Here is a 12,012-nt window from a genome sequence, read left to right as displayed (position 1 = left end):
CTGCAGGCGCCCTAGATGCGGGCGCCGACCACGGCCTGGGCGAAGCGTCGGACGCGGTCGCCGAGGCCCGCGATCTGATCCTCGACGACCCGGTCTGCGTCGAAGCCGACGTAGTGCGGCGGAGGGGTGCGGCGCACGTTCTCCGTGCACTCGAACGACCCGCATACGAGCGCGCCGACGCTGTCGCCCCTGCGGCCCGCGTCCCCCGCCCGCCGGGCAGACCAGAAGTAGACGTCGCGCACCAGGTGCACGTCTTGGCACCAGCCGCACATCGTGGGCATGTGCGAGCGCATAGAGGCCTCGGACGCCCGGAGAACGATCCCGACCGCCCCGGTGCCGGTCGGGATGACCACGTAGCCGCGCTGCGGCAGGCGCGGGTCGCGCCAGCCGAGGTACTCCCGGCGCGCCCAGTCGACCTCGTGCAGCCCGGGCGGCAGCGGAAGCTCGGCGGCGTCGGCACGCGAGCAGTTCACGAACGACTCGCGGATCTCCTGCGGGCTCAGGCTCTCCATGTGCACCTCCTGCGTTCCATGCTTGCACAGAAGCGCTCGAGCGCCTCCCGGCCCGCGGGCTTGACCTTGACCCAGGGGGCACGGCTTAGCCTCGCGGCATGAGCACACTCGCCAGCATCACCGATGCCTCGTTCGCTTCCGACGTCCTCGACGCGGAGGGCACCACCCTCGTCGAGTTCTGGGCGCCCTGGTGCGGACCCTGTCGCGCCGTCACGCCGATCCTGGAGCGCATCGCCGAGGAGCACCCCGACGGCATCCGCATCCTGCGCATCAACGCGGACGAGAACCCGCAATCGTCCGCGCGGTATCACGCGCTGTCGCTGCCGATGATGAAGGTGTTCCAGAACGGGGAGGTCGTCAAGACCATCGTGGGGGCCAAGCCGAAGCCCGCGATGGAGTTCGAGCTGGCCGGCCTCCTGGACTGACGCGCGTCGCGACCCGTCTCAGGTGAGGTGGTCGAAAGCCCCGCTGACCCAGCCGATGTAGCGCTCGGCCGAACGGAGGACGGCCTCCCGCGCGTCGACCGGCACGACGTTGCCGAGATTGCCGTACATGCGGTCGAACGGCCGGTCGCACACCAGGTCGGCGACGCGCCTGACCACGGCGGCCGAGAGCGGGATGTCGTTCGGGAAGCTGCGCTGGAAGGTCACCCACTTCTGCGACGGTCCCGGGAAGACGGTGTCGCCGCTGAGGACGACGCCGCGGTCCCAGTGCACGACCGCGCTGCCCGGGAAGTGCCCGCCGATCGTGCGCAGCACCACGCCGGGGAGCACCTCCTCCTCGCCGCTCCACTCCTGGATGGCCGGGTCCTCCCGCTGCACCCAGTGCCGGTCGGCGGCATTGACGAGCACCGGGACGCCGCCGAGCATGCGCGACCAGGAGGTCTGCGCTCCGAACATGTGCGGGTGGCTCGTGGCGATCAGGGCCGCGCCGCCGAGATCCTGAACCGCGGTGGCCGCAGCCTCGTCGACGTAGCCTGTGGGATCCCAGAGCAGGTTGCCGTCGGGGGTGCAGAGCAGCATGGCCCGCTGGCCGATCCCCACTCTCGGCTCGCTGCTCAGCCCGTACAGGTCGGGCTCGAGCTGCGTCACGACGACCCGTTCGCCCTCCCGCTGCAGCCGTTGGAGGGTGGTCCAGCGCTGTCCGGTCGGCGGCACGTACTGCCGTTCGTCCTCGCAGATCGGGCACGACGGCGGCGGTGCCTCCCCGTCCGCGGTCTCGAGGGGTGTCGTCTCCACGGCGCACGTCGCGCACAACCAGTCGGCCATGCGCGCCACGCTACCCGCCGCGTGCGTGCGGCCGCACGCGTCTAGCCGAACAGGCCTGCGCCCATTAGCGTGTGCGCATGGCGAATCAACCCGTGCTCTTCATCCACGGCCTCTGGCTGCACGCCAGCAGCTGGCAGCCCTGGATCGACCTCTTCACGGCGGAGGGCTACGCCCCCGTCGCTCCCCTGTGGCCCGGCGAGAAGGACACCGTGGCCGACACCCGTGCCCATCCGGACGATGTCGCGAACTACGGCATAGACGAGGTGACCGCGCATTTCGCGCAGATCATCGAGGCCATGGAGACGCCTCCGGTGATCATCGGGCACTCGTTCGGCGGCCTCGTCACCGAGAAGCTGATCGGGCAGGGCTACGGCAACGCCGGGGTCGCGATCGATCCGGCGCAGATCAAGGGCGTGCTGCCGCTGCCGTTCCGGCAGCTCAAGTCGTCGTTCCCGGTTCTCGGGAACCCGGCCAACATCCACAAGCCGGTCGCCCTCACCGAGGAGCAGTTCAGCTTCGGCTTCGCCAACCAGCTCACCGACGACGAGACGAAGGAGCTGTTCGACCGCTGGACCGTCCCCTCCACCGTCCGCCCGATCTTCCAGGCCGCGTCGGCCAACTTCAGCGTGCACTCGCAGGCCGCCGTCGACACGAAGAACGAGGACCGCGGTCCGCTGCTGCTCATCGCGGGCGGCGAGGACAACACGGTGCCCGAGGTGACCACGGACGCGACGCTGAAGCTGTACCGCGCCTCCAACGCCGTCACTGAGCTGATCACCTTCAAGGACCGCGGCCACTCGCTCGTGATCGATCACGGCTGGCGCGACGTCGCGACCGAGGTCCTCGTCTGGCTGGGCCAGCAGGGGCTCGAGGACTGACCGGAGGCGCCGGAGCCGCCGCCCACGGAATACGCGGCGGCTCCGGCGCATTGGCACCATCGTGAAACGCATCGGCTTCCTCAGCTTCGGCCACTACCAGGCCGTCCCCGGCTCCGTCGTCCGCACGGCCGGCGACGCCCTCCTGCAGACGGTGGAGCTCGCCGTCGCCGCCGAGGAGGTGGGCGCCGACGGCGCGTATGTTCGCGTGCACCACTTCGCGCCGCAGCTGGCCTCGCCGTTCCCGCTCCTGGCGGCGATCGGCGCGCGCACCTCGCGGATCGAGATCGGCACCGGAGTGATCGACATGCGCTACCAGAACCCGCTGTACACGGCCGAGGAGGCCGCCTCAGCGGACCTCATCAGCGGTGAGCGCCTCCAGCTCGGCGTGAGCCGCGGGTCACCCGAGACCGCGCTCGCCGGCTACGAGTCGTTCGGCTACGTGCCGGGCGAGGGCGAGTCGGACGCCGATCTGGCCCGTCGGCACACCGCGATCTTCCGTGCGGCGATCGCCGGCGAGGCGATGGCGAACGCCGACCCGCGGATGACCGGCACCTCCGGCGGACTGTCGATCCAGCCGCTGTCACCGACGCTGCCCGATCGGATCTGGTGGGGCGCCGGCACCCGCGCGACAGCCGAGTGGACCGCCGAGCAGGGCATGAATCTGATGTCGTCGACGCTGCTCACCGAAGACACCGGCGTGCCGTTCGACCAACTGCAGGCGGAGCAGATCCAGCGCTTCCGCGACACCTGGGCCGAGATGGGCTGGGAGCGCGAACCGCGGGTCAGCGTGAGCCGCAGCATCATCCCGATCACGGATGAGGCGTCGTACCGCTACTTCGGCGCCCGGGCGCAGGTGGAGGGTCGCGACCAGGTCGGCCACCTCGACGGCGGGCTCGCCCGCTTCGGCCGCTCCTACATCGGCGAGCCCGAGAAGCTCGTCGAGGAGCTGGCCGCCGACGAAGCCGTCCGGATGGCGGACACCGTGCTCGTCACCGTGCCGAACCAGCTCGGTGTCGACTTCAATGCGCGGCTGCTGGAGGGCATCGTCGCCGTCGGACGCGAGCTCGGCTGGCGCGACTGAGCCGACCGCACCCGAGTCTGTACCCCGAACGCGGCTCTGTCCCCCGCCGATGGATATGAGAATATTGCCTCGCGGTACACCCGAATTCCGCAGCACAGGCCGAGACGACACCGTCCGGTCCCATGGAAGGGGTGTGCTTTGCGAACTCGACGATCGGGTGTGGGGATTCTTGCGGCCGGACTGGCGCTGCTGGCGGGCGTGGCCGGCTTCGGTGCGACTGCCGCTCCGGCGGCCGCGGTGACCCTCACCGGCGCCTCCACCCCCTCGGCCATCACCGGCATGTGGGCCTGGGGCAACCCGATCGACCCGGCGGTCGATCCGCGCGGCGACGGCGAGCCCGCCTTCGAGCCGAAGGCGCTGGCCGCGTTCGCCGCAGCGCACAAGTTGCGCACCGTGTACCTGTCGGTGCCGTGGGCGGCCGACGAGGGTCCGTTCTCGGCCTGGCTGCGCTCGGCCGTCACAGCCCTGCACGGCGCCGGCGTCACCACGGTGGCGGCGCTGGGAGGCGACCCCGCGTGGGCGCAGCAGCCCGATCTCGCCGCCACCTGGACCAAGGCCGCACTGAAGGCCGCGCCTTTCGACGCGATCCAATTCGATGTCGAGCCGTGGGTGGGCGCGACCGACGACCAGCTGCCGGGGATCGTCGCCCAGCTCGCCACCATGTACGACACGGCTGCGACCGCCGCCCGCACGGTGCCCGTCGGAGCCGACCTCCCGTGGTGGCTCGCCGCGAAGCCCGCCGCCACGGGGTCCACCAGCACGGGGTCCACGCTCTTCGCTCAGCTCCTGCCTCACCTCCGCTCGGTCGCCATCGTCGCGTTCTCCGACCACGCGGCAGGCGACGACGGCATCATCGCGCTCGCCCGACCCGCTGCGACAGCCGCCGCCGCGGCGCGGATCCCGTTCAGCATCGGCGTCGAGACCGACGACCCCGACGTCGCAGGTGGTCCGGCGGCGACCTTCGGCGACGACACCGCGGCAGTGCTGGAGGCGCAGACCGCGCTGGTCCGCTCGGCGTTCGGCGGCAGCCGCGGTTACACGGGCGTCACGGTCGAGCACCTGCTGTCATGGCAGGCGCTCATCACGCGCTGACCCTTCGTCAGGCGGCGTCGGCCGCCGCGTAGAGCGCGGCGATGTCGAGCTTGCCCATCTTCATCATCGCGGCGTTCGCCCGCGCGGCGCGCGCCGGATCGGGATCCTGTTGCAACTCGAGGAGCGCTCGCGGCACGACCTGCCAGCTGAGCCCCCAGCGGTCCTTGCACCACCCGCACGGCCCCGGCTCCCCTCCTCCGGAGATGAGGCCGTCCCAGAGCCGGTCGACCTCCGCCTGGTCTTCGCAGAGCACCATGATGGAGGCCGCCTCGGTGAAGCTGTAGAGCGGACCGCCATCGAGAGCGAGATACTCGACGCCGGCGAGTTCGAAGGTGACGAGCACGGTGGCGCCGTCCTCTCCGAGTCGGGCGACGTCGATGATCCGGGAGTCGGGAACCAGCGAGACATAGTGGTTCGCCGCCTCCTCGGCCTGACCGTCGTACCAGAGGAACGTCCTGACCTTCTGCATGCGGGTCATGGTACGCGGCGGCGGTAGCGTAGCGGGATGGTGTTCACGAGTTTCATCGCGATCGGCGACAGCTTCACCGAGGGCGTCGGAGACGACCTCCCCGACGGCCGGCAGCGCGGCTGGGCCGACTTCGTCGCACTCGGGCTGGCGCAGGCGGCTCCCGAGCCCGTCCGCTATGCGAACCTCGCCATCCGCGGACGCAAGTTGACGCCGATCCTCACCGAGCAGCTCGATCCCGCCATCGCGCAGCATCCGCAGCTCGTCAGCCTCAACGGCGGCGGCAACGACATCATGCGGCCTCGCGTCACGATCGAGTCGGTCGCGAATCAGCTGGTCCACGCTGCCGACCGGGTGACGGCGTCCGGCAGCACCATGCTGCTGCTGAGTGGCGCGAACCCGAGCCGGCACCTCCCGCTCGGTGGCCTGCTGCGCAAGCGCGGCGACGAGCTCGCGGTCGCCGTGCGTGCGCTCCTGCCACGCGACGGGGTGCTGTTCGTCGACAACTGGGCCGACGGATCGCTGGAGGACATCCGCTATTGGTCGGCCGACCGCCTGCACCTCAACGCGCTCGGCCACGCGCGCGTCGCGAGCAACGTGCTCACGGCTCTCGACGTGCCGGTTCCCGCGGAGTGGGGCGTCGAAGAGGTGGCAGCGGCACCCGACGGGGCACCGTCCCGCCGCACGGCCGACTACTACCGCCGCTACGTCTTCCCCTGGATCGGGCGTCGTCTCACCGGGCGGTCGTCCGGTGACGGTCGCTCGGCCAAGATCGCCGAGCTCACAGTGGTCGACCCGGCTTCGGCGCAGCCGCTCTGACGTCTCTCAGTCGTTGTCCCCGCCGGTGGTGTCGATGCGGGTGGTGCGCGTGCCTCCGCCCCACCGCCACTCGGCGACCTCGGGGATGTCCTCGCCGCGCTCGCGCGTGTACTGCCTGGCACGCAGGCGGGCGTCCACCATCTCCTGACGGAGACCGGCCTCCCGTGCCGCCAGCCCGGGCACCCGATCGAGCACGTCGATCACCAGGTGGTAGCGGTCGAGGTCGTTGAGCATGACCATGTCGAACGGCGTCGTGGTCGTGCCCTCCTCCTTGTAGCCGCGCACGTGGAGGTTGTCGTGCCCGGCCCGGCGGTAGGTCAGCCGATGGACGAGCCAGGGATAGCCGTGGTACGCGAAGATCACCGGCTTGTCCACCGTGAACAGCGCGTCGTACTCGCGGTCGCTCAGCCCGTGCGGGTGCTCCCCCGCGCTTTGCAGCCGCATCAGGTCGACGACGTTCACCACCCGCACCGCGAGGTCGGGCAGACGCCGGCGGAGGATGTCGGCGGCCGCCAGCACCTCCAGCGTCGGGATATCGCCTGCGCAGCCGAGGACGACGTCGGGCTCCTCGCCGTCGCGCTCGGTGCCCGCCCACTCGAAGATCCCGATGCCGCGCGTGCAGTGCGCGATCGCGTCCTCCATGTTCAGCCAGTTGGGCGCAGGCTGCTTGCCCGCGACCACGACGTTCACGTAGTCGACGGAGCGCAGGCAGTGGTCGTAGGTCGACAGCAGCGTGTTGGCGTCGAACGGCAGGTAGACGCGCACCACGTCCGCCTTCTTGTTGACGACATGGTCGATGAAGCCGGGATCCTGGTGCGACGCCCCGTTGTGGTCCTGCCGCCAGACGTGAGAGCTGAGCAGGTAGTTCAGGGAGGCCACCGGCCGGCGCCACGGGATCGCGCGCGAGCTCTTCAGCCACTTGGCGTGCTGGTTGAACATCGAGTCGACGATGTGGATGAACGCCTCGTACGAGGTGAGCACGCCGTGCCGGCCGGTCAGCAGATAGCCCTCGAGCCAGCCCTGGCACTGGTGCTCGCTCAGCACCTCCATCACCCGTCCGCTGGGCACGAGGTGGTTGTCGGAGTCGATGGGCCAGTACTCGGCGTTCCACTGCTTGCCGGTCACCTCGTACACGTCCTGCAGGCGGTTGGAGGCCGTCTCATCCGGCGCGAACAACCGGAAGTCGTCGGTGTTCTCCGCCATCACGTCCCGTAGCCAGCCGCCGAGCACCCGTGTCGCCTCCGCGACCGTCTCCCCCGGCGCCGGCACCTCGACGGCATAGTCGCGGAAGTCGGGCAGGCGCAGGTCGCGGCGCAGCAGGCCGCCGTTCGCGGCCGGGTTCGCGCTCATCCGGCGGGCGCCCTCCGGTGCGAGCGACGTCACGAGAGCCACGGGTGCGCCCGAATCGTCGAACAGCTCCTCCGGCCGGTAGGACAGCAGCCAGGTCTCCAGGAGGCGGGTGTGCGCCTCGGTGTCGCGCGCGTCCGCGAGCGGCACCTGGTGGGAGCGCCAGTTGTTCTCGGCCGGGTGCCCGTCGATCTCCGCCGGGCAGGTCCATCCCTTGGGCGTGCGGAGGATGAGCATGGGCCAGGCCGGCCGGTCGATCAGATCGCCCGCGGCCGCCGCGGCCTTGATCTCGGCGACCCGGTCGAGGATCTCGTCGAGCGTCGCGGCCATCCGCTTGTGGACCTCGCGCGGGTCCTCGCCGTCGAAGCCTCCTGAGACCAGATAGGGCGTGTAGCCGTAGCCCCGCATCAGCTCGAACAGCTCGCTCTCCGGGATGCGCGCGAGAACGGTCGGGTTGGCGATCTTGTACCCGTTCAGGTGCAGGATCGGCAGCACGACGCCGTCGGTCTTCGGGTTCAGGAACTTGTTCGAATGCCACGCCGTCGCGAGCGGCCCGGTCTCGGCCTCCCCGTCACCCACCACGGCCGCGACCAGCAGCCCGGGGTTGTCGAAGGCGGCGCCGTAGGCGTGCGACAGCGCGTAGCCGAGCTCGCCGCCCTCGTGAATGCTGCCGGGAGTCTCGGGAGCGGCGTGCGACGGGATCCCGCCCGGGAACGAGAACTGCCGGAACAGCCGGCGCAGGCCGTCCTCGCTGCGGTCGATGGCGCTGTAGACCTCGCTGTACGTGCCGTCGAGGTAGGCGCTCGCGACGACACCCGGGCCGCCGTGACCGGGTCCGGCGACGAACAGCGTGTCGAGATCGCGCTGCCGGATCGCGCGGTTGAGGTGCGCGTAGATGAAGTTGAGCCCGGGTGTCGTGCCCCAGTGCCCCAGCAGCCGCGGCTTGATGTCGTCGCGCGACAGCGGGCGCCGCAGCAACGGATTGTCGAGGAGGTAGATCTGCCCGACCGAGAGGTAGTTGGCGGCGCGCCACCAGGCGTCCAGCTGATCGAGTTCGAGGTCGTTCGCGGTCTCACTCACGCGGGCATCCTACGAGCGGGACGCCGCGCCGTCGAGGGGCACGTCAGTGCCCTTATCCGAGCGTTTATGGGGCGTTCACGTGCCCCTCGGCGATGGAGGCGCGCGGATGTCCGGAGGGCGCGCTAGGTTCGAGGGCATGACGGACGAGGTGGTCACGGAGTCGGTCGACGCGTCGACCTGGAACGAACTGCAGACGGTGTTCGGCACGAAAGGCGACCCGGCAGGCTGCTGGTGCCAGTGGTTCAAACTGAGCCGGGCCGACTGGGATGCCGCCACCCGCGAGCAGACCCGGGCGCTGCTGCACGAGCAGGTGCAGGTGGGCTCCCCCGGCGTCATCGCCCGCATCGACGGCGAACCCGTCGGCTGGGCCGCCGTCGAGCCGTTCTCGGCCTACCCGGCGCTCGGGCGGTCGCCGATCACGCGCAGGAAGGACGGCGACCCCGACGACGTCTGGGCCGTGACCTGCTTCGTCGTCCGGCTCGAGTACCGCAGGCGCGGCGTCGCGCGCGCCCTGCTCGCCGGCGCGCTCGAGCACGCGCGCGAGCGGGGCGCCACGCTGATCGAGGGCTATCCGGTCGATCCGGAGGTGCGGCCGTCGCTCTCCGCCGCCGAGCGGTATCACGGAACAGTCTCGCTCTTCCGTGACGGTGGGTTCGAGGTCGTGCGCCGGCCGAGCGCGACCCGGGCGATCATGCGGCGCGAGCTGTAACGGCCCGCGCGAACCGCAGCCCGACGGAGGCCCTAAGCTCGATCGGGTGAGTTCGCAGCGTAATCGGGTCGTCGCCGGCGCCGGCACCCAGGTCGCCACCGAGGTCAGCATCAACTTCGGGTCGTCCGTGGCCGGGCTTCTCATCCCGATCGTCGGCTCGCTCGTCGTGGTCGCCGTGCGCCAGGTCGTGACGGCCGTCTGCATCCTGCCGTTCTACCGCCCGAAGCGGGCGGAGCTCACGTGGCGCCGGCTCTGGCCGGCCCTGGCGCTCGGGCTCGTGCTGGCCGCGATGAACCTGAGCTTCTACGAGGCGGTGGGACGCCTCGGGCTGGGGATCGCCGCCACCATCGAGTTCCTCGGCCCCTTCGCGCTCGCGCTGGCGGGGTCGCGGCGGCTCCTCGACGCGGGCTGCGCGGTCGCGGCGGCGGGCGGGGTGCTGCTGCTCACCGCGACCGAAGGCGCGATCGACCCGGTCGGCGTCGTGCTCGCGCTCACCGCCGCGGCGTCCTGGGCGGCCTACATCCTGCTGACGCGGAGGGTTGCGACCCGGCTGCCGGGCTTGGAGGGGCTGAGCGTCGCCAGCGTCGTCGCGACGGCGCTCACCGTGCCGCTCGCACTGATCGTCGTCGACTACGCCCGCATCGACTGGCGCGTCGCGGGCCTCCTGCTCACCGCGGGGATCCTGTCCTCCGCCGTGCCCTACAGCCTGGACACCTTCATCCTGCGCCGGATCACGCCGCGGCTCTACGCGATCATCACCTCGTTCGGGCCGGTGATCGCGACGGTGTTCGGCGTGCTCGTGCTCGGTGAGCGCTTCGCGTTCGTGCAGCTCGTCGGCATCGTCGTGGTCTGCCTCGCCGCGGGCGTCAGCATCGCGACCCAGCGCGAGCATCCGCGCTCGGACCTCGAGGCGACAGCCGAGACGATCCCCTAGCCGTTCAGGACAGGATGTCCTTGCTCAGGAACCGTCCGACCGCCAGCGCGCCGAAAACGGCGATGTAGCCGAGCTGCAACCACGCGTTGGACACGAACGAGTCCCACACCAGCGGTGCACGGAGGAAGTCCGCGAAGCCCAGCCAGTAGTGGCTGAACAGCCACGGGTGGAGAACGTCCAGCTGCGGAAGCTGATCGAGCACCTGCGAGACGACGGCGAGTACGGCAGTCGCGGCCATGGCTCCCACCGGCACGTCCGTCAACGTCGAGAGGAACAGCCCGATCGCGCACATCCCGAGCAGCGAGACGACGATGTACAGGGCGATGAGCAGCATCCGCACCACCGCGTCCCCGATGCCCACGACTGCGCCCGAGAGCAGAGTGACCGGGCCGATCGGGAACAGGATCGCGCCGATCGCCGCTCCGGCGACGGCGACGGTCAGCGCGGCGGCGACGCAGAACGCCGCGCATCCGGCGTACTTCACCGCGAGCAGCCGCAGGCGCCCCGCCGGCGCGATCACCAGATACCGCAGCGTGCCATGGCTCGCCTCGCCCGCGATGGTGTCGCCTGCGACGACCCCGATCGTGAGCGGGAGGAACAGCGGAACGCAGACGACCAGCGCCGTGAACGCGACGAACAGCCCGTTGCTGGTGATCTGGTCGAGGAAGGCCGGCCCCCGGCCGCGGCCGGTCAGGCGCACCGCGACGGCGATCAGGATGGGCACGGCCGCCAGGGCGGCCAGCATCGCCCAGGTGCGCCAGCGCCGGAACAGCACCGAGAGCTCCGAGCCCAGCAGAGCCCAGCCGGCCGACGGCCGCTCACGCCGCGCCGCCACGGAGGCGCGCGCAGCAGGCGCAGCGGACGAGACCTCGACGGGGACGGTCTCACTGCTCGACATCGAAGCCCTCCCCGGTCAGCTCGACGAACCGTTCCTCCAGGCTCGAGGCGCGCACGGCGAAGCCGCGCAGCCGCACGCCGGCGCCGACGAGCGCAGCGGCGAGGTCTTCGGCGAGCGGCGCGTCCGCGCCGAGCGGCGCCTCCACCGCGTCGCCCGCGGTCTCCGGTGCGAGCCCGAGCCGGGTCAACACCGCCGCGGCGGCACCGGGGTCCGGGGTGGTCACGATGACCCGCGGGCCGGACGCGCCGCGGAGCTCGTCGAGGGAGCCCTGCGCCACGAGCCGGCCCGCACGCATGATGGCGGCGTGCGAGCAGATCTGCTCGATCTCGGCCAGCAGGTGGCTCGAGACGAACACCGTCGTGCCCTCGCCCGCGAGGGAACGGACGAGGTTGCGCACCTCCCTGGTGCCCTGCGGGTCGAGCCCGTTCGTCGGCTCGTCGAGCACCAGGAGGTCACGATCGGTGAGCAGGGCCCCGGCTATCCCGAGCCGCTGCTTCATGCCGAGCGAGTAGGCGCGCACATGCTTGCCCGCGGCGTGCGACAGGCCGACGCGCTCCAGAGCGGCTTCCACGCGTGCCGAGCGCGTGGCGCCCGGGGCGTAGCGGTCGGCGGTGTCGCGACGAACCAGATTGGCGGCGCCGGAGAGGTAGGGTGCGAACGACGGCCCCTCGACCAGTGCGCCGACGCGCGGCAGCACGGACGCGCCGCGATCCGGCATCGCCTCGCCGAGCACCGAGATCGACCCGGCCGACGGGGAGATCAACCCCAGCAGCATCCGGATCGTTGTGGTCTTGCCCGACCCGTTCGGGCCGAGGAATCCGAACACGGACCCACGCGGCACGGACAAGCTGAGCTCGTCGACCACCGCGCGGCCGCGGAACCGCTTGGTGAGCCCGCTGGTCGCGATCGCGGGGTCGCTCACTGGCCG

The 12,012-nt window shown here is 71.1% G+C and carries 13 protein-coding genes; 7 read left to right on the top strand and 6 right to left on the bottom strand.

What is annotated here, in order from left to right; genetic code table 11:
• Nucleotides 1–11 precede the first annotated feature (11 nt).
• Complete coding sequence (locus AC0HS0_RS04680; RefSeq protein WP_472961980.1) at nt 12–512, bottom strand: FBP domain-containing protein; 501 nt, start codon at nt 510–512, stop codon at nt 12–14.
• Between the two features lie 98 nt (nt 513–610).
• On the opposite strand from AC0HS0_RS04680, the gene AC0HS0_RS04675 reads away from it, so the two are divergent.
• Nucleotides 611–937 (top strand): thioredoxin family protein, encoded by a 327-nt coding sequence (locus AC0HS0_RS04675; protein ID WP_472961978.1) that lies wholly within the window; start codon nt 611–613, stop codon nt 935–937.
• 18 nt (nt 938–955) lie between these two features.
• Here the strand turns inward: AC0HS0_RS04675 and AC0HS0_RS04670 are convergent, their stop codons facing one another.
• The gene (locus AC0HS0_RS04670) at nt 956–1,780 is read right to left on the bottom strand and encodes an MBL fold metallo-hydrolase (RefSeq protein WP_472961976.1); all 825 of its coding nucleotides are present in this window, start codon (nt 1,778–1,780) and stop codon (nt 956–958) included.
• Between the two features lie 77 nt (nt 1,781–1,857).
• Here AC0HS0_RS04670 and AC0HS0_RS04665 point away from each other — a divergent pair, with 77 nt between their 5' ends.
• From AC0HS0_RS04665 to AC0HS0_RS04655, 3 genes are all read left to right on the top strand, one after another.
• Entirely contained in the window at nt 1,858–2,658 is an 801-nt protein-coding gene (locus AC0HS0_RS04665) for an alpha/beta hydrolase (RefSeq protein ID WP_472961974.1), read from the top strand.
• A 58-nt stretch (nt 2,659–2,716) separates the two neighbouring features.
• Nucleotides 2,717–3,739 (top strand): LLM class flavin-dependent oxidoreductase, encoded by a 1,023-nt coding sequence (locus tag AC0HS0_RS04660; RefSeq protein WP_472962135.1) that lies wholly within the window; start codon nt 2,717–2,719, stop codon nt 3,737–3,739.
• A 159-nt stretch (nt 3,740–3,898) separates the two neighbouring features.
• Nucleotides 3,899–4,831 (top strand): hypothetical protein, encoded by a 933-nt coding sequence (locus AC0HS0_RS04655; protein WP_472961973.1) that lies wholly within the window; start codon nt 3,899–3,901, stop codon nt 4,829–4,831.
• A 7-nt stretch (nt 4,832–4,838) separates the two neighbouring features.
• Here the strand turns inward: AC0HS0_RS04655 and AC0HS0_RS04650 are convergent, their stop codons facing one another.
• A complete protein-coding gene (locus AC0HS0_RS04650; protein WP_472961972.1) occupies nt 4,839–5,300 on the bottom strand; it encodes a VOC family protein in 462 nt (153 codons plus the stop codon).
• A 36-nt stretch (nt 5,301–5,336) separates the two neighbouring features.
• On the opposite strand from AC0HS0_RS04650, the gene AC0HS0_RS04645 reads away from it, so the two are divergent.
• Nucleotides 5,337–6,116 (top strand): SGNH/GDSL hydrolase family protein, encoded by a 780-nt coding sequence (locus AC0HS0_RS04645; RefSeq protein WP_472961970.1) that lies wholly within the window; start codon nt 5,337–5,339, stop codon nt 6,114–6,116.
• Between the two features lie 6 nt (nt 6,117–6,122).
• Here the strand turns inward: AC0HS0_RS04645 and AC0HS0_RS04640 are convergent, their stop codons facing one another.
• Nucleotides 6,123–8,543, bottom strand: coding sequence for a phosphoketolase family protein (locus AC0HS0_RS04640; protein ID WP_472961969.1), 2,421 nt, complete (start codon nt 8,541–8,543; stop codon nt 6,123–6,125).
• A 136-nt stretch (nt 8,544–8,679) separates the two neighbouring features.
• Here AC0HS0_RS04640 and AC0HS0_RS04635 point away from each other — a divergent pair, with 136 nt between their 5' ends.
• Both AC0HS0_RS04635 and AC0HS0_RS04630 read left to right on the top strand, forming a co-directional pair.
• The gene (locus AC0HS0_RS04635) at nt 8,680–9,252 is read left to right on the top strand and encodes a GNAT family N-acetyltransferase (protein ID WP_472961967.1); all 573 of its coding nucleotides are present in this window, start codon (nt 8,680–8,682) and stop codon (nt 9,250–9,252) included.
• Between the two features lie 46 nt (nt 9,253–9,298).
• Nucleotides 9,299–10,186 (top strand): EamA family transporter, encoded by an 888-nt coding sequence (locus AC0HS0_RS04630; protein WP_472961965.1) that lies wholly within the window; start codon nt 9,299–9,301, stop codon nt 10,184–10,186.
• A gap of 4 nt (nt 10,187–10,190) precedes the next feature.
• On the opposite strand, the gene AC0HS0_RS04625 is transcribed toward AC0HS0_RS04630, so the two are convergent.
• Nucleotides 10,191–11,084: an ABC transporter permease gene (locus AC0HS0_RS04625; RefSeq protein ID WP_472961964.1), complete on the bottom strand. Its 894-nt coding sequence runs from the start codon at nt 11,082–11,084 to the stop codon at nt 10,191–10,193.
• Nucleotides 11,071–12,006 (bottom strand): ABC transporter ATP-binding protein, encoded by a 936-nt coding sequence (locus tag AC0HS0_RS04620; RefSeq protein ID WP_472961963.1) that lies wholly within the window; start codon nt 12,004–12,006, stop codon nt 11,071–11,073. The genes AC0HS0_RS04625 and AC0HS0_RS04620 overlap by 14 nt, the downstream gene beginning before the upstream one ends.
• Between the last annotated feature and the right edge of the window lie 6 nt (nt 12,007–12,012).

The organism is Leifsonia sp. PARNA 1/14, assembly GCF_055720965.1.
The sequence above is the reverse complement of the archived record's forward strand: the minus strand, read 5'-3'. Positions and strand labels throughout refer to the sequence as shown.

Coding starts and splice junctions, on each gene's coding strand:
- AC0HS0_RS04680 (WP_472961980.1), bottom strand. CDS start 512: ATGGAGAGCCTGAGCCCGCAGGAGATCCGCGAGTCGTTCGTGAACTGC.
- AC0HS0_RS04675 (WP_472961978.1), top strand. CDS start 611: ATGAGCACACTCGCCAGCATCACCGATGCCTCGTTCGCTTCCGACGTC.
- AC0HS0_RS04670 (WP_472961976.1), bottom strand. CDS start 1,780: ATGGCCGACTGGTTGTGCGCGACGTGCGCCGTGGAGACGACACCCCTC.
- AC0HS0_RS04665 (WP_472961974.1), top strand. CDS start 1,858: ATGGCGAATCAACCCGTGCTCTTCATCCACGGCCTCTGGCTGCACGCC.
- AC0HS0_RS04650 (WP_472961972.1), bottom strand. CDS start 5,300: ATGCAGAAGGTCAGGACGTTCCTCTGGTACGACGGTCAGGCCGAGGAG.
- AC0HS0_RS04645 (WP_472961970.1), top strand. CDS start 5,337: ATGGTGTTCACGAGTTTCATCGCGATCGGCGACAGCTTCACCGAGGGC.
- AC0HS0_RS04635 (WP_472961967.1), top strand. CDS start 8,680: ATGACGGACGAGGTGGTCACGGAGTCGGTCGACGCGTCGACCTGGAAC.
- AC0HS0_RS04625 (WP_472961964.1), bottom strand. CDS start 11,084: ATGTCGAGCAGTGAGACCGTCCCCGTCGAGGTCTCGTCCGCTGCGCCT.